The sequence below is a fragment of the Streptomyces sp. TAA204 genome (genome assembly GCF_000424965.1).
Genome location: NZ_AUKW01000022.1, coordinates 25,203 through 40,716, shown reverse-complemented (window position 1 = coordinate 40,716; position 15,514 = coordinate 25,203). Strand labels below are relative to the sequence as shown.

General features: G+C 71.1%; 13 protein-coding genes. 3 read left to right on the top strand and 10 right to left on the bottom strand.

The features are described 5' to 3' along the window. Nucleotides 1-5: 5 nt before the first annotated feature. Nucleotides 6-866: a peptidoglycan DD-metalloendopeptidase family protein gene (locus H343_RS0122465; RefSeq protein ID WP_028432975.1), complete on the bottom strand. Its 861-nt coding sequence runs from the start codon at nucleotides 864-866 to the stop codon at nucleotides 6-8. Between the two features lie 429 nt (nucleotides 867-1,295). Here H343_RS0122465 and H343_RS32235 point away from each other — a divergent pair, with 429 nt between their 5' ends. After that, nucleotides 1,296-3,410 (top strand): hypothetical protein, encoded by a 2,115-nt coding sequence (locus H343_RS32235; protein ID WP_051265772.1) that lies wholly within the window; start codon nucleotides 1,296-1,298, stop codon nucleotides 3,408-3,410. 75 nt (nucleotides 3,411-3,485) lie between these two features. Here H343_RS32235 and H343_RS32230 read toward each other — a convergent pair whose 3' ends face one another. From H343_RS32230 to H343_RS0122445, 3 genes are all read right to left on the bottom strand, one after another. Next, the gene (locus H343_RS32230; RefSeq protein ID WP_486587011.1) at nucleotides 3,486-4,103 is read right to left on the bottom strand and encodes a hypothetical protein; all 618 of its coding nucleotides are present in this window, start codon (nucleotides 4,101-4,103) and stop codon (nucleotides 3,486-3,488) included. Between the two features lie 20 nt (nucleotides 4,104-4,123). Further along, nucleotides 4,124-5,506 carry a molybdopterin-dependent oxidoreductase gene (locus H343_RS0122450; RefSeq protein WP_078506030.1) on the bottom strand — a complete coding sequence of 461 codons (1,383 nt, stop codon included), beginning with the start codon at nucleotides 5,504-5,506 and terminating at the stop codon, nucleotides 4,124-4,126. Between the two features lie 228 nt (nucleotides 5,507-5,734). Then, the gene (locus H343_RS0122445; RefSeq protein WP_028432973.1) at nucleotides 5,735-6,637 is read right to left on the bottom strand and encodes an alpha-lytic protease prodomain-containing protein; all 903 of its coding nucleotides are present in this window, start codon (nucleotides 6,635-6,637) and stop codon (nucleotides 5,735-5,737) included. 512 nt (nucleotides 6,638-7,149) lie between these two features. On the opposite strand from H343_RS0122445, the gene H343_RS32225 reads away from it, so the two are divergent. Further along, nucleotides 7,150-10,077, top strand: coding sequence for a LuxR C-terminal-related transcriptional regulator (locus H343_RS32225; RefSeq protein WP_051265769.1), 2,928 nt, complete (start codon nucleotides 7,150-7,152; stop codon nucleotides 10,075-10,077). 98 nt (nucleotides 10,078-10,175) lie between these two features. Here H343_RS32225 and H343_RS0122435 read toward each other — a convergent pair whose 3' ends face one another. From H343_RS0122435 to H343_RS0122425, 3 genes are all read right to left on the bottom strand, one after another. Beyond that, complete coding sequence (locus H343_RS0122435; protein WP_028432972.1) at nucleotides 10,176-11,117, bottom strand: transporter substrate-binding domain-containing protein; 942 nt, start codon at nucleotides 11,115-11,117, stop codon at nucleotides 10,176-10,178. A gap of 16 nt (nucleotides 11,118-11,133) precedes the next feature. After that, nucleotides 11,134-11,736, bottom strand: coding sequence for a hypothetical protein (locus tag H343_RS0122430; RefSeq protein WP_158679598.1), 603 nt, complete (start codon nucleotides 11,734-11,736; stop codon nucleotides 11,134-11,136). Nucleotides 11,737-12,080: 344 nt separating this feature from the next. After that, complete coding sequence (locus tag H343_RS0122425; protein ID WP_037904740.1) at nucleotides 12,081-12,632, bottom strand: hypothetical protein; 552 nt, start codon at nucleotides 12,630-12,632, stop codon at nucleotides 12,081-12,083. Between the two features lie 357 nt (nucleotides 12,633-12,989). Here H343_RS0122425 and H343_RS0122420 point away from each other — a divergent pair, with 357 nt between their 5' ends. Next, the gene (locus H343_RS0122420) at nucleotides 12,990-13,961 is read left to right on the top strand and encodes a phage baseplate protein (RefSeq protein ID WP_037904738.1); all 972 of its coding nucleotides are present in this window, start codon (nucleotides 12,990-12,992) and stop codon (nucleotides 13,959-13,961) included. 227 nt (nucleotides 13,962-14,188) lie between these two features. Here the strand turns inward: H343_RS0122420 and H343_RS0122415 are convergent, their stop codons facing one another. From H343_RS0122415 to H343_RS0122405, 3 genes are read right to left on the bottom strand one after another with little or no spacing between them, the layout of a single operon-like run. Beyond that, a complete protein-coding gene (locus tag H343_RS0122415) occupies nucleotides 14,189-14,374 on the bottom strand; it encodes a DUF397 domain-containing protein (RefSeq protein WP_028432968.1) in 186 nt (61 codons plus the stop codon). A gap of 49 nt (nucleotides 14,375-14,423) precedes the next feature. Continuing rightward, on the bottom strand, nucleotides 14,424-14,609 hold the full coding sequence (locus H343_RS0122410) for a DUF397 domain-containing protein (protein WP_028432967.1): 186 nt from the start codon (nucleotides 14,607-14,609) through the stop codon (nucleotides 14,424-14,426). Next, nucleotides 14,606-15,505 (bottom strand): DUF5753 domain-containing protein, encoded by a 900-nt coding sequence (locus H343_RS0122405; RefSeq protein WP_486587010.1) that lies wholly within the window; start codon nucleotides 15,503-15,505, stop codon nucleotides 14,606-14,608. The genes H343_RS0122410 and H343_RS0122405 overlap by 4 nt, the downstream gene beginning before the upstream one ends. Between the last annotated feature and the right edge of the window lie 9 nt (nucleotides 15,506-15,514).

The window sequence follows — 15,514 nt, the reverse complement described above, 5'->3', positions numbered from 1 at the left end:
CTGCCCTAGTCCCAGCGGTCGTTGTTGAGGAACCGGGCGAAGCCGCGCCAGGAGTTGACCCCCATCACTCCGTCGACCGGGCCGCTGTAACCATACTCCGCGGCCAGGCGCTGCACAGCCGACCAGGTCTGCGGACCGGGGACCCCGTCAGCCGGTCCGGTGTAGCCGTAGTTGTCGCTCATGTTGCGCTGAAGCGCGGCATAGGTCTGCACACCCGGTTCGCCGTCGACCGGGCCCGTGTAACCGGACTCCTTCGAGAGCCAGTTCTGGGCGCGCTGCCACATCACGACGCCCGGGACGCCGTCGGTCTCCGTACTGGTCTTCGGCAGCCCGCCCCCGCCTCCGGAGCCGCCGAGGAAGACGAGCGGGTCGATCCGCGTCCCGTTCGGGTCGATCATGTGCCAGTGCACGTGCGGACCGGTCGACGATCCCGATCCGGGCGCTCCGGGTTCCCCGCCGGAGCGACCGACGATTCCGCCGCTTGTCACCGAGGCACCGTCGGTCAGCACGAACTCCGACAGATGCATGTACTGCGTCCTGTATCCGTTGTCGTGCTGGATCGTGACGGTGTGCCCGCCGGTCCCGTTCTCCGGGATGTTGGTCACGATTCCGCCGCCGGCGGCCGGAAGGTCGGTTCCGACGGCCATCCCGAAGTCGATTCCGCCGAGTGAGCCCCGGTCGATGTGCTCCTGCCAGGTGCCGGTGATCTCGTACCCGGTGAACGGGTTGTGGAAGCCGGAGTCCGCGCGTGCGGTGCCGGCCAGAAGGCCGCTTCCGCCGGCCGCCGCTCCGAGCGTCACCGCAGTGCCGCGCAGGAGCGTGCGTCTGCTCAGTCTTCTTCCGGGTTCGGCGCAGGAGTCAGTCATGGGGGGCCTCCTAGGCGGATTTCCTTGCAGGTTCGGCGAGTTCTACGCGCGGAGAAATTACGCCCGGGGCCCGTGTGCCACAAGAGACCGGAGCACAATGGCAATTACCTGCCACGGTTTCGCGCGTAGCCCTGGCGACAATGTGCGTTATCGGCTGTTCATTCCCTTCTACGCTGATGTTTTCGGCCGTCGAAATCCGTTCTCGCCACTGTTACTTGCGGTTCGCGCCGTGCCCGCCGACTGTTTTTCGCCCCTTCGGAAACCACCCTCGACAAGCGTGCTACTTGCCGGTATGAGAGCGCATTCATCGGAGCCTCCGCGACGGAAGGGGCATCGGACGCACCGGCTGCCCGCGTTCTCCCCGAGGGTTGCCTAAACCGATTTAAACGGGCAGGGTGCGTGCCCACCCGAGCCGAAGGTGGAGCCGCCATGACCGTCCCCCGCAGAAGAGTCCTCGCCCTCGGAGCGGCAGTGCCCCTCGCCGCCGGGCTCGTCCCCGCGCCGTCCGCAGCGGCGGACGGGCCACGCGGGACGGGCAGCACAGGAGGCGCCTCCGCGCCCAGGCTGGCCAACCCGGCCCACCTCGACTTCCTCCGCGACACCGTGCGGCCCTCCCCGGTCCCCGGCCACGACACCTACCGGCTGCGCGAGGAGCCCGCCCTCGGCGCCCTGTGGACCTACGCCGACCGTCAGGACGACGGCTCCTACCGGCGTACCGGCGGCGGCGCCCTGGACCCGCAGACCGGACACCACGAGCAAGGCGCCTACAACGCAGACGACATGGCACGCGCCGCCGTTGTCTACCTCCGCCACTCCACCGCCACGGGCGCCCCCTCCAGCCTCCGCTCCGCACGCGAACTGCTGCGCGGGCTGTGCTATCTGCAGACCACCGACGGCCCGCACGCCGGGAACCCCGTCCTGTGGCAGCAGGCCGACGGCACCCTGAACCGCAGCGCACACCCGCCCGAGACCCCCGACCCTTCCGACTCGGGCCCGTCCTACTGGCTGGCCCGGCTGATCTGGGCCCTCGGGGAGGGCTACGCCGTCTTCCGCCACCGCGAGGCCCCCTTCGCCGCCTTCCTGCGCGCCCGCATGGACCTGGCACTGGACGCCCTGGAGCGCGGCGTGCTCACCCGCTACGGCAGGTGGGAGACCGCCGACGGACGGCGCGTGCCGGGCTGGCTCATCGTCCATGGCGCCGACGCGACTTCGGAGGCGCTGCTGGGGCTCACCGCATACGTACGGGCGGGCGGCGGCGCCCGAGCCAGGACGGCCGCATCCCAACTGGCCGAGGCGACCGCAGCGTTGAAGGCGGGTTCCACCGGACGTTGGCCCTACGGAGCGATCCTTCCCACCGCGGCGTCCGTCTCGCAGTGGCACGCCTGGGGCGCGCAGATGCCCACCGCGCTCGCCCAGGCCGCCGAAGTGCTCGAACACCCCGGACTGCTGGAGGCGGCCGTCGCCGACACCGCGGGTTTCACACCGGAGTTGCTGACGGCGGGCGGCTGCCACAACGGGCTGCTGCCGGCACCGGTGGACCGTACCCAGATCGCATACGGCGTCGACGCCCGCCTCCAGGCCCTCCTCGCCGTGGCGGCCGACGGCGCACATCCCGGCCTGTATCCGCTGGCCGCGCTCACCGCCGCCTGGTACTTCGGCGCCAACGCGGCGGGCGAGGCCGTCTACGACCCCTCCTCCGGCGTCACCTTCGACGGCGTCTCGCCCGACGGCGGGATCAACCGCAACTCAGGCGCCGAGTCCACCATCCACGGCCAGCTGTCCATGCTCGCGCTCGACGCGCTGACCGGACACGCGCGGGCCGCGGTTCCGCTGGGCCTGGACGGCGTCTCACGGCGCGAGGGACTGCGCGTGGTGGAGGCGGAGAAGGGGCGGCCGTCCGGCTCGGCGAAGGTGGTACGCCCCGATCCCGCCTGGACCGGGGAGTCGGAGTACAGCGGTGGCGCATACGTGGAACTGCGCGAGGGCGGCGGGATCTCCTGGACGCTTCCCGACATGCCCGGCCCGCTGCTCCTCTCCCCCGTCGTCGACCTCGTCGAGGACCGGGGCGCGGGCGTGACCGTCTGGCACCACGGGTCACGAAGCGCCGGGAGCATCGACCACGGCACCGGCGGCGCACAGGGGATCAGCGCGGCACCGGGAGCGCTGACTCCCGTTCCGCTGGCGGTGGCCGGCGAACCGGGAGGACGGCTGAGTGCGCGGGCCGAGGGCGTGGGTGAGGACGCGCTGCGCGTCGACGCACTGCTGGTACGCCCGGCCGTCTCGCATCTGGTGCTGTCCGGGCCCCGCGGGAGCCTGGCCCTGCTGAGCAACGGGGACAGTCGGGACCGCAGGGCCGTGGCCGAACTGCCGGGCAGCGGAAGGGTCACGGTCGAGCTGTACGACCGGCGGGCCCGGCCGGCGGGCAGGCACACGGGCTCGGGGGACTCGGGACACGCGGGGGCCACGGGTGGGGGTTCGCATACCGAAGTGACCGTTCCCGCCCATGGGTTCGCCGTGCTGCGGCGGGAGACGGGAGGGGCGTGAGCAGTCCGCCGTCCCCTCCGGCCGTGGCGTCCGCCGATTCCGCACGCTCGGGCCTGGCCTGCCCTTGGCGGGCCGTCAACTCTCTGCTCGGGGCGCGTCCTTGCCCGGCGGTACCTTGCCCGGCGGCTCCTTGCCCGGCGGTCCGTCCTCACCCGACGTGCCGTGGGGCCCCTCACCGGCCGCGTCGTCCGGTCCGTCACCGCCGTCACCGCGGCGGGGGCGTGAACGCCACGCGCGCAGCAGCAGGCACAGCGCCGAGAGCGCGAAGAGCGCGGCCGTGATCAGCAGCCAGCGCCCCCAGTAGATGCCGGGGTCCAGCCCCGTGTAGGAGGCATAGGGCTCGGCCCGGTCCAGGACGAGCGGGTACCACACCAGCAGCAGCAGGAGCGAGAGAAAGGCGGGCACGCGCAGGTAGTTGACGGCTGTCCGCGCCGGCGCGGTACGCGCCTCGCGGCCGCCGCGCGAGCGCCGCAGCAGAGCCTGCGCGGCACGGTCGGTGACGGTGTAGAGGGGCAGCAGCACCAGATCGTGGACGAGCGCGGCGCCGGCGAACCACACCGCGACCATGACGGGGTCCCCCTCCAGCAGCCGGATTCCGGCGTACGCGGTCAGGGCGAAGGAGCACAGCACCAGCAGCAGATGCAGCGGCGGCGCACCGTAGCGTGAGCGGAACGCGGCGCCGCCGAGGTTCACGCGGCTCTTCAGGCGCCCGTTCACGAGGTGGCCCCGAAGGTCAGCCGGGTGACCCATTTGGTGTTGTGCACACCGGGGTTGGCCGGGACGATGATCCGCGCAGGGTAACCGTGGTCCGGGGAGAGGTCGGCTCCGTTGACCCGCAGTGCGAGCAGCGAACGGGGGTCTCGCGTCTGGTTGTCGCGCAGCGCCGTCGAACGGAACGAGCCGCTGCGCTGCGCCGACTCGACGAAGACGCCGCGCGGGTCGCCGCGCAGCCCCACGAGCCCGGCCAGAGTGGTCAGACGTACCCCCCGCCAGTCCTGGTCCTCGGTGGACCACCCCTCCACGCAGGCGATGGGGAGCGCGGCGGAGTGCTGCGGCAGCCGGAGCAGCTCCTCACGGCTGAGGACGGCCTCGCGGTCGCGGTGGCGCACCGTCAGCCGCCACCGGTCGGAGATGTCGCTTGCGCGGATGCCGACGCTCTCCGCGGTCTTGTTGATCTGGAAGCCGTTCGGCCCCGTGCCGGGGTCGCGGTTCCGCGGGGCCAGCAGAGCCGTCTCCCGCAGCGGTCCGCCGGCACTCTGACCGGCCGTCACCACCAGCAGCACCAGTGAGCCCGCCCCCACCGTGGCCAGCGCGCCGCGCCGCGACATGGTGCCAGGAGCGGGGTCGGGGGTCACCAGGCCGGTCTCGTCGGGCTCTTCCGGTTCCGTCCGGGCGGCGGGGGTGCGCAGTTCGCTGCGCAGACTGCGGCTGCGCAGCGCGCGTACGGCCATGGGGACGCGGAAGGCGATGTGCACGACGAAGGCCCCGATGAAGACCCAGGCACCGTAGAAGTGCAGGGTGTAGAAGGAGCCGGGGAAGATGTAGTGCAGTTGCGCGTCCAGCAGGCCCGTGGCGAACTCGAACAGCGCGCCGCCCACGAGCAGCAGCAGCGAGATCCGCTCCAGGGCGTGGCTCGGGGAGCGCAGCGGCGGCCAGGAGAACAGCTTGGGGATCACCGACCAGAGCTTCGCGAGCAGCACCGGAACCAGCACCACGCCGAGCGTGACGTGTACTCCCTGCGTGAGGCGGTACAGCCACGGCGGGTCGGTGGGCCAGGCGAAGAGGTAGAAGCCGAGCAGGCCCTTGTCCGGCGTCTTGTCGTTGGACGGCCCCAGGTCCGGGTTGTAGGCGGCGTAGGAGAGCAGCCCCGTCACGAAGAGCACGACGACGCCCACCAGCAGGACCAGCCCGAAGACGGACGTCAGCCACGGCCCCCGCAGCGGGCTGCGCCAGAAACCCGGCCGCGTCGGGCCGGGCGGCGGACCGGCGTGCTGCGCCGCGGCGCCGCGAAGGCGGGAGAGCTTCCGCAGCGGGGCCCGGGAGATCCCGCGGAGCAGGTGACGGCGCGGTCTCTCCTCGTCCTCGCTGGCCTGCATGCCCGTCCTCCCGTGGTGCGGCGACGGCCCCGGCGGCACGCGCCAGGTCGACCGTATGCCGTGAACCACGCGGATCGCCGCAGAACACCCGGCAGACCACGCGGATCACCCGCCGCGACGGACCGCGGCCAGAGGGGGGAGGCCGGACCGCCGCGCATACGGCGACCGGCCTGCGCGGTCCCGAAGGAGCCGCACAGGCCGGCCTCATACCACGAGGGAGCGGTCAGCTCAGATGATGCTGACGCCGTAGGCGCTCAGGGCCTCGGTGACCGGCTGGAAGAAGGTCACACCACCCGAGGAGCAGTTGCCGCTGCCGCCGGAGGTCAGACCGAGCGCGCTCGTACCGGCGAAGAGCGCACCGCCGCTGTCGCCGGGCTCGGCGCAGACGTTGGTCTGGATCATGCCTTCGACGATGCCGTCGGGGCCGTAGTCGACGGTGGCGTTCAGGCCCGTGACCGAACCGCCGTGCAGACCGGTGGTGCTGCCGCTGCGCTGCACGGACTGCCCGACCTGGGCGTTGGCCGCACCGGTGATCTCCTGGTAGGAGCCGTTGTAGAGGGAGACACGGCCGTCGGCCGCACCCGGGTCGGAGTGCTGGATCAGACCGTAGTCGTTGCCCGGGAAGCTGCTGCCGACGGTGGTGCCGATCGACCAGGAGCTGCCGATGTTGGTGCAGTGACCGGCGGTCAGCGCGTACTTGGTGCCGGAGCTGTCCTGCACGTTGAAGCCGAGCGAGCAGCGCGCGCCACCGGTGGTGATGGCCTCGCCGCCGGCGATGTACTTCTCGAACTTGCCGGACGTGCGGTTGATCTCGAGGGCGCCGGCGTTCTTGCCCGCTTCCTTCTTGATCTTCGCCAGGTCCGTCTTGGAGACCGTGCTGTCGACGGTGACGACGACCTTGTCGGCCTTCTTGTCGGTGTACCAGGCGGCGCCGCCGACGTGGGCGGTGCGCAGGGCGTCGGACGCGTCGCTGAGCGCGGCGGCACCGTAGGTGGTCGGAGCCGGCTCAGCTGCCGAGGCACCGCCCGCGGGGAGCGCGAGTGCCGCGGCGGCCGCGAGGCCGGACGTTACTGCTATGAGCCGCGCGCGTCTCGCAAGGGTGCGATGGGGGGTTGTGCGCGTGATCCTCACTGAATTCCTCCAGTCGGAGAACGGGGCAGCCCCGTGGGGTATGGGGCCGTTCGAGCGCATGCCGCCGGACACGGCAAGTGGTCGCCGTGTCCCTGACAAGCACTGATTACGGAGTATTCGACGGCCACCACGCTGCGCGCAAGACTCTGTTTCGGACCGGAAAGAGGGAGAGATCAACGGCAGGACGAAATGTCACTTTGATCCAACAGATTACGGGAGAAGCGGACAGCGCAGAGAAAGATGCTCTTACCATTCATCCCGCCCGGCGATTCGGCCACCCGGCTCTGACCATGGCGGGGTGGTTGCCCCCAGGGCTGGAAGCGCATACAACTTTTCCCGACCGAGGCACAGTTGGGTCCACCGTCCGTACGACTGTGTCCGTACATCCGTATGTCCGCACATCCGGACGCGCGGCGGTCCGGACCCGGTCGCCGGTGACCGTGCACGCCGACTGCCGGAGGGCGGGCCCGGCAGGGCGGGAAGTTCGTGACGACTGCGAGGAGCGGCCTCTCGTGTACGAACGGGCGTGGGAACGGCAGTTGGCGAACGCGCTGTCCGCGGACGGGCGGGAGCCCGCGCTGCTGCTGGTCGCGGGAGCCGCCGGCATGGGCAAGAGCAGCCTGGTCCGCCGGCTGCTGGCGTCACCGGGAGCGCGAGCGGCGCAGCGGCTGGTCGTCTCCTTCCGGGCCGCGGGCGACGTGATGGCGAGCGAACCGGACGCGCCGGGCGGGCAGTTGGGCGCCGGCACTTCGGACCCGGCCGGGACAGCCGTACGTGCACCCGTGCGCCGGACGCCGGCCCCTCCTGCCACGGCACCACCTGCCACGGGGCTTCCCGCGACCGTTCGCCCCGCCACGGGCCTCGGCGACGCGGCGGCAACCGGGGCCGCCGGGATGGAGGCAACCGCGTACGAGGCCCTGGAAGCTCTCGAAGACCTCCACGTCTCCTTCGCCGCCGGTTCCCCTCTTCTCCTGGTCGCCGAGGACGTGCACCACGCCGACAGCCGCAGTCTGGAGCTGCTGCGGGGCCTGCTGCACGACCCGCCGGAGCCCTTCGCCGCCGTGCTGACCTACCGCCCCGGCCAACTGGCACAGCCCGGGCTGCCGTTGGGACGGTCGGTGGACTACCCCGCTCGGCTGTCGCTGACCCGCTGGGAGCTGGAGCCGCTGGACGAGCGGCAAGTACGCGACGCCGCCGCGGAGTCGCTGGGCGCCCGGCGCTGTCCGCGCGAGTTCGTGGAGAGGCTGCGCCGGCTCTCGGGCGGCGTGCCCCAGGTCGTCGCCGACCTGCTGCGTACGGTGCGGGACGCGGGCGGTGACCGGGAGCACTTCACCGCGAAGGACGTCGACGACGCCGGTGTGCCGGTCCGGCTCGCGGAGGCCGTGCTGGCCGCGACAGCCGCCCTGCCCGAGCGTCACCGTGCCGTCGTACGGGCGGCCGCCGTGCTCGGCGAGCCGGCGTGTGCGCGGGACCTGGCCGCCGTCGCGGGACTGGACGACGAAGAGGCACACGCCGCGCTGGTCGCCGCGCTGGAGCGCAGCGCACTGCGGGAGACGGACGAAGGACGGTACGGCTTCTGCGTACCCCTCGAAGCGCGGGCCGTCTCCCGGGAGTTGCCCGGCCCGGTACGCGAGCGGCTCCATCTGAGGGCGGCCGCGGTGCTCGCCGCCCGCGAACCCGTGCCCTGGGCGCGTGTGGCCCGCCACTGGCGGGGCTGCGGCCGTACGGAGGACTGGCTGCGGGCCGCGGAACGCGTCGCCGAAGGCGAGGCCGGCGTCAGCGAGGACGAGGCGGCGGTCGCACTGCTGGAACAGGTCCTGGGCGACGGCGGTCTCCCCCCGGAGAAGCGGGGACGGCTGGCGCTGGCGCTGGCACGCGGCGCGATGCTGGGGCTGCGTTCGGACAGGACGGCACAGGTCCTGCGCAGAATCGTCGAGGACCCGGCCATGCCCGCAGCCGCCCGGGGTGAGATACGGCTCGAACTCGGACTGCTGCTGCACAACCAGAAGAGACGCTTCCACGAAGGCAGGGCGGAAGTGCGCCGCGCGGCGGCTGAGTTGGCGCAGCGGCCCGCACTCGCCACGCTGGCGATGACGGCACTGGCGAACCCGTACTTCGCCGGGCCCACCCTGGAGGAGAACCTGAACTGGCTGGAGCGCGCGCAGGAGGCGGCCGACGCTTCCCGCGACCGCACCGCGCTGACGGCCGCCGCCGCCTGCCGGGCCACGCTGCTGATGACCTCGGGTGATCCGGCCGCCTGGCGACTGGTGGAACAGCTCCCCCGCAACAGCCCCGACAGGGCAGTCCGTCAGCAGGTGGCGCGCGGACTGTGCAACAGCGCGAACGGCGCGGTCTTCCTGGGGCACCACCGGCGCGCGGGCGAACTGCTCACGCACGGACTCGATCTGGCCGCGCGCAGCGGAGCGCCGTTCCTCGAACGGGTCGGCTGCGGCACCGGGCTCTTCCGCGACTGGCTGACGGGCCGCTGGGACGGCCTCGCCGAACGGTGCACGGGCCTGGTCGCCGAGGACGGTGTCGCCAACGACGCCCGGGTGGTGCTGGCCATGCTCGCACTGGCGAAGGGGGAATGGGCCACGGCGCACAACTGGCTGCCCCCGGACGGCCCCGAGGCGTCCGACGGCTGCGAGGTCCCGGTGGCGGCCACGGCGGCGGGTGCCCGCATCCGGCTGCTGCTGGCCGGGCAGGACGCAGGCTCCGCCGCAGAGGCGGCCGCCTCTGCCTGGGAGTGGCTCGCCAGGAAGGGGGTGTGGGTCTGGGGCGCCGAACTGGCTCCCCACGCGGTCGAGGCCCATGTACACGCTGACCGGCGGGAGTCGGCTCGTGAGCTGACCGCCGAGTTCGCCGCGGGCTTGTCCGGGCGGGACTCCCCCGCGGCGTCGGCGGCCCTTCTGTGGTGCCGGGCCGTGCTCGCCGAGGCGGACGGCGACGTGACGGAGGCCCACGCGCGTTTCCGCGAGGCGGGAGCGGCGTACGCCCGGCTCCCCCAGCCCTACGCCCGGGCCCTGATGACAGAGGGAGCCGGACGGACCGCCTTTCTGCTGGGCTCCGGTGTGGAAGCCGCCGCTGCCGAACTCACGTCCTGCGTGGAGGAGTTGACGGCCCTGGGTGCCGCCTGGGACGCCGCGCGCGTACGGGCGGTGCTGCGTGCCCACCACCCGGCCGCCCGTCGCCGGCCTCCCGGGCGGCCCTCGTACGCGCAGCGGATGTCACCGCGCGAGGCGGAGGTCGCCGAACTGGCCGCCACCGGGCTCACCAACCGCCAGATCGCCGCAACGCTGCATCTGTCGCCGCGAACGGTGGAACAGCACGTCGCACGGGCGATGCGCAAGCTCGGCATCAGCTCCCGGCAGGGCCTGGCGGAGGCTGCCCCGCGTCTGCGGTCCGGCCGGGCCGAGGGTGCTCACGCCCGTACCGTCTGAGGCAGCACCTGTCCCGGCCGGGCGGCCGCACCTGCGTACCGCGGCACGCGCCACCCGCCAAGGCCGCGCCGCGCCTGCTCCCACCGCAGGTGCGCAGGTCACTTCGCGCCGCAGGACTTCGCCGCGTAGTCTTCGAACTCGGAGTCGGAGGGCTTGTACTTCTGCTCGAAGTCACCCTCGGCGACGCCGGGGAAGTGCTGCTGGAAGGTGATCCGCCAGCGGGTGTCGAGGAAGTTCTTCAGGGCGCGGTTCAGCCGCTTGCAGTCCGCCTCGTGCCCTTCCCGCAGGCCGATGCCGTAGAACTGGCGCTGCTCGATCGTGATGTCGCGCGCGACCTTGACGTCCTTCGCGTACGGCTCCTGTTGCGCGAAGCCCTCCAGCAAGATCTTGTCCGTCCAGACCGCGTCGAAGTTGCCTCTGATCACCTCCTTCACACACGTCTTGTAGTCCTTGCGCAACCCGGGCCTGATCTTCACGCCCAGAGCGCCGCTGATCGACTCACGGTCCTCCGCGGACTCGACGCTGTCGGGGTCCGAGGTGGAACCGGAGGCGCTGCACACCCGCTTGCCCTCGAGGTCTCCCAGCTTCTCGATGCCGGTCTCGTCCTTGCGCACCAGCACTCCCTGGTACGTCTTCATGTACGGGGCCGTGAAGTCGATGTCCTCGTCCCGGCCGTCGGTGATGGTGTATGTGGCCACGACCAGATCCGCGCCCTCGTCGAGGAGGATCTCCTCACGCCGGAGGGAGGGGATGTCGTGCTTGTACTCCTTGAACGGGATGTCGTCGGCGAGCGAGTTCAGCAAGTCCGTCTCGAACCCCGCATATTCGTACTCCTCGCCGCTGCGCGTGTTGAATCCGGGCTGTCCCTTCTTCACCGCGACACGCACCGAACGCTGGTCGAAGAGCGAAGACGCCGACTGCGAAGGGGACTTCGGGTCCGGCTCAGGCCGGTCGGGCCCGCTCCCGCACGCCGCCGACGCGGTGGCGAGTACGGCGAGGCATAAGACCGCGGCGGGCAGACGCAGGGAGTGAGTGGCCATGGGGGTCTCCTTGTGATCACCGGTAGCTGACCTGCTTGGGGACGAGGCTCACCCGGCAGCCCTCCTCCGCGAGCAGAGTGATGCCGACCGAGACGCCCGGTCCGGCCGCATCCAGGGGGAGGGTCGTGGTGAGTTCGCGGTCCGTCCCGGCGGTCCTGCTCGCCGCGAGGTCGGGGCCGTCGAACTTCAGCTCGCTGCCGGGGATGCACGAGGTCGCGCCCGCGACCTCGTGACGGACCTCCAGGGTGAGGCTCAGTTCGGAGTGGCCGCCCGGCTCGGCGTCCACCCGCAGCTCAGCGGTGGCTCCGGCGTCCAGACGGGTGCCGTCCCTCAGCTCCGCTCGGTCCGTCACGTCCACGGGGAGGAGCGTGAGCGCACCCCAGGCGAGGGAGGCCAGCACCGCGGCCAGACCGAACGCCTTGAGGAACGCCAGCCGGTGCTGCGTGACATCGCGCCTGTCGTCCCGCTTTGCGACGACCTCCATGGTCGGCACCAGCAGGAAGACCGCACCGAGAGCTGCCGCGGCGGTCGCGAAGTCCCCCTCGACGCGCTGCGCCCAGACGGCCACGCCGAAGGCGGTGGAGAGCAGGGCGACATAGACGGCGAGGAGCGTGCGCAAGTAGCGCTTGTCCTCCCGGCTTTCCTCACTGTCCGGAGGTCCCGGGGTCACCGGCCCGGCCGGTCTCTCCGGTCCTCCCTCTCCGCCCCCGGAGGGCGGGACAGTCCGCGCGTCCACATGGCACCCCCCGGCGCGAAATGTTTGTAACCGCCAAGGATGCCACAGGCGGGCAGGCATGGGACGTCAATTGCACGGCCCTTCCCGTCACTTGGGACGCACCCCAGCACGGCCCGCGCGGGCGTACCGCCTGCCGGATCTCCCGGGCTGGACACTCCCCGCCGGCCCCCGGACATCAGAGAGGGCCGGACGCCCGTGCGTCCGGCCCGCCCCGAGTCGAACGGCGCTCAGCACATGGTCGGTCGCATGACCTCGTACGCGCTCGCCCAGTTGGCACAGCCCGGGTCGGAGTGCCCGTACCAGTTGTGCCCGAACTCGTGCGCCGAGAGCAGGCCGAAGTCGCTCACCATGGTGGACAGCATGATCCGCTGGCCCTGGCCCCAGTTGCAGCCGACGACGTTGGTCGCACTGCCGCAGCCGGTGATGTAGCCGCCGGTGCACTCCACCGGCGTGCCGCTGCCCGAGGTCTCGGTGCCGCTGCCCCAGAAGTTGGCACCCTGACGGATCGCGCCCTCGTAGCCGCTGCACGAGGCGGTGATGTGGTAGCTCCAGGCGGGCACCCGGGCGTCGCGCTCGGTGACGTCCGGGGGCGCGGCATTGGTGAGGTCACCGGTCGGGAAGCCGTCGGAGGTGACGGCCTGTCCTGCCTGGGCGGACTGAGCGGCCGCCGGCCGTGCCGCGTCGCCGATGTCGGCGGCACTGGCCGACACGGGGAACGCGAACAGCAGGGCGACCACCATGCCGACAACGCCGGACAGTCTTCGCATTAGCTTGGGCATGACAAGAACTCCTCTGTGGGGGGCGACGTGCACGGCCGCACCGGCGAACCGGTCGAATACACGCCGCGAGACTCCTCGGGCCCGAAGCTCAAGCCCATGCGGCCGACCGGGCAGGACGTTACTCACGGAAACGCCGAACGCCTATACGGATGGGCCGACTTACGGATACGCAAGAAACCCCGCCTCACCCACCCGGCCCGGACCGGGCGCCGCTCGCCGCCAAGTACGTCGGCGCCCACGAGCGTTGGGCGGTCCGACATCTCCGCAGGAGTCCGGCACCCGCTGACAGGGCCCTCCTGCCCTGCCATCATCCGGAGTCGCTGATACGGCACACACTCGATGACACGGGGGTCGTCAATGTCCGGATCGAAGCTGTCACGGCGCGGGCTGCTGAAGGTGGGCGGTGCGACGCTGCTGTCCGCCGGAACGGTCGGCGCGCTGAGCGTCGACACCGCTTCCGCCGCCGTACCGACGTCGAAACGGTTCGACCTGTCAGAACCGTCCTACGACGTCTTCCGTGGCGTGATGCTGCACGAGTCGCACCACGCCATGCAGGGAATGGCGTTCGACGCCGAGAACCGGAGACTCTTCATCGCCCAGATCCGCAACGGCAGTTCGGGCGACGACCTGTGCGTCAACCGGCTCGACGAGAAGGGCGAGGTGACCGGCTCGATGCACATCGACAACGCCGGCCACGGTGTGTCGATCGGCGTCGAACCAGTGGGCTCGGACTCCTACCTGTGGGTCGAGTGCGACTCGCACGAGAACGACGACAGCGGCCGCGGCACCGCGCTGGCACGGTTCAAGTTCGTCAGCGGCGCCGCACCGTCCTCGGTGAAGAAGTTCCTCACCGGCAGCAAGACCATCACCTGCGCCACCGACCCGGTCAACAACCGCATCCTGGTGCGCCGCAGGGAGTCCGGGGGCATGACCTTCCGGCTGTACGACTTCGCCGACCTGGACCTGGAGAACGGCACCTTCGGCAAGGAACTCGCGAAGATCACCCAGCCGGAGCTCGGGGACGGCTCGGTGACCTTCCAGGGCTACACCGTCCTCGGCAGCCACCTCTACACACTCGACGGCGACGGCCACGCCGACCCGGCGGACATCAACTCCCATGTGACGTCCGTCGATCTGAACACCGGCAAGGTCGTCGAGCGGTTCCTGACCAAGGCGGGGAAGTCGCTGGTCTACCGCGAACCCGAAGGCATGGCGATCATGCGCACCACGGGCGGTGAGGCCCGCCTGTGCTTCGGCTTCGCCTCCCGCACGAGCGTCGGCGACATCGACCGCTACGCCAACGTCTTCCACAAGAACGTGCTGATCTGACGCGGGCGCGCACCGCGGCCCGCCACGGCGCCCCCGACTCCCCGCCCGCGCACGGCGGCTGGGCCCGTACGTGGGCTCGGCCGCCCCGGCGTGGGCCAGCCGGCGGGCCAGTCGCCGTGGGAATGCCACCGGGTCCTGGAACGCGGCCGGCTCTGCCGCGGCTCGGTACAGCGTCACGTCTGCGAGGGTGCCGCCCAGAGCCAGGGCTCCCGGGCCGGCCCCATCGTTCAGCCGAGCGCGACCTGCCGCACAAACCGCGCCCAACTGGCGTGCCCCACCGCGAAGTGGAGACGCGTCTCATCCTTGGAGTCCCGGACGTGCACCGCCTGTCGGGTGACGGCGACCTCGATGCAATTGTCACCCTGAGTCCCGCTGTAGCTCGACTTGAACCAGTTGCCTTCGGACGTGCTCATAGCCCTCCTCTGATCCGCTGCGCCAAGCTGTTCTGGGAGCGCCTGCGGCTCAATCGCTCGCCGCATGCCGCACGAACCTCGACCAACTGGCGCGCCCCACCGCGAAGTGGAGACGCGTCTCATCCTTGGAGTCCCGGACGTGCACGACCTGTCGGGTGACGGCGACCTCGACGCAGTTGTCGCCCGACGTCCCGCTGTAGCTCGACTTGAACCAGGCCAGTTCGGCGTTGCTCATAGTGCTCCTCTGATCCGCTCCAGCAGGCCGACGGAATCCAATGGACTGAGGGCCTGTGAGCGGAGTGTTGCATACCGTTGGTGCAGGACGGCTGCCTCTTTCGCGTCAGCGATCAGCCTGCCATTCTCCTGTCCTTCGGAATAGGCCAGACGTCTCCCATCAGGCGTCTCGATCAGCGCCATCGGCCCATCGAGACCCGCGTGGCACTCGCAGATCACTGGCATGATCTGAATCGACACGTTGCGAAACGCGGCGAACGACAGCATGTGGTCCAGTTGATCGCGTGCGACCTCGATTCCTCCCAGACGTCGCTGCACCACGTGCTCATCGACAACGAAGCTGAACGAAGTGTTGGGCCGGCCTCTGATCAACTCCTGACGGAGCATTCGCGCGGAGACCTGCGCCTCCATCTGGTCGTCAGACAGCGGTGGGATGCGGTTGTCGAAGGCTGCCCGCACGTAGCGCTCCGACTGCAACAGCCCCGGCACCAGCCTGCACTCGTACGTACACAGGCTGACCGCTTCCTTCTCCAGCCGCGCCCAGCGCCGGAACCACGCCGCCAGTCCCGGCTCTCCCCGCGTCAGATGCCGGGCTGCCTTCCGCAATGCGCCCGTATTGCCAAGCGCCTCCTCCGACCGCTCGACGAACGTCTGGTCCGGCATCCGGCGGCCCAGCTCCACCGACTCCACCATGTGTTTGGAGAAGCTGATCCGCACCCCGAAGTCCACGCGGCTGAATCCCGCATGCTCCCCGAGAGTGACTTCGCAGACGTCCCCCCGGAAGAGATGACCCGGGCTCAACGCCAGGAACTGGCGGCCCGATACAACGGCGGGCCGTTCTGGGAGAGCGAGAAGGCCCAGGCCTATGGTCGGGGATTCGACAACGACCTCGATCATGCCAGGAGC

Bases quoted from the DNA above. Each gene is read 5' to 3' on its own strand.
- H343_RS0122465 (WP_028432975.1), bottom strand. From the start codon at position 866: ATGACTGACTCCTGCGCCGAACCCGGAAGAAGACTGAGCAGACGCACG.
- H343_RS32235 (WP_051265772.1), top strand. From the start codon at position 1,296: ATGACCGTCCCCCGCAGAAGAGTCCTCGCCCTCGGAGCGGCAGTGCCC.
- H343_RS0122450 (WP_078506030.1), bottom strand. From the start codon at position 5,506: ATGCAGGCCAGCGAGGACGAGGAGAGACCGCGCCGTCACCTGCTCCGC.
- H343_RS0122435 (WP_028432972.1), bottom strand. From the start codon at position 11,117: ATGGCCACTCACTCCCTGCGTCTGCCCGCCGCGGTCTTATGCCTCGCC.
- H343_RS0122425 (WP_037904740.1), bottom strand. From the start codon at position 12,632: ATGCCCAAGCTAATGCGAAGACTGTCCGGCGTTGTCGGCATGGTGGTC.
- H343_RS0122420 (WP_037904738.1), top strand. From the start codon at position 12,990: ATGTCCGGATCGAAGCTGTCACGGCGCGGGCTGCTGAAGGTGGGCGGT.
- H343_RS0122415 (WP_028432968.1), bottom strand. From the start codon at position 14,374: ATGAGCACGTCCGAAGGCAACTGGTTCAAGTCGAGCTACAGCGGGACT.
- H343_RS0122410 (WP_028432967.1), bottom strand. From the start codon at position 14,609: ATGAGCAACGCCGAACTGGCCTGGTTCAAGTCGAGCTACAGCGGGACG.
- H343_RS0122405 (WP_486587010.1), bottom strand. From the start codon at position 15,505: ATGATCGAGGTCGTTGTCGAATCCCCGACCATAGGCCTGGGCCTTCTC.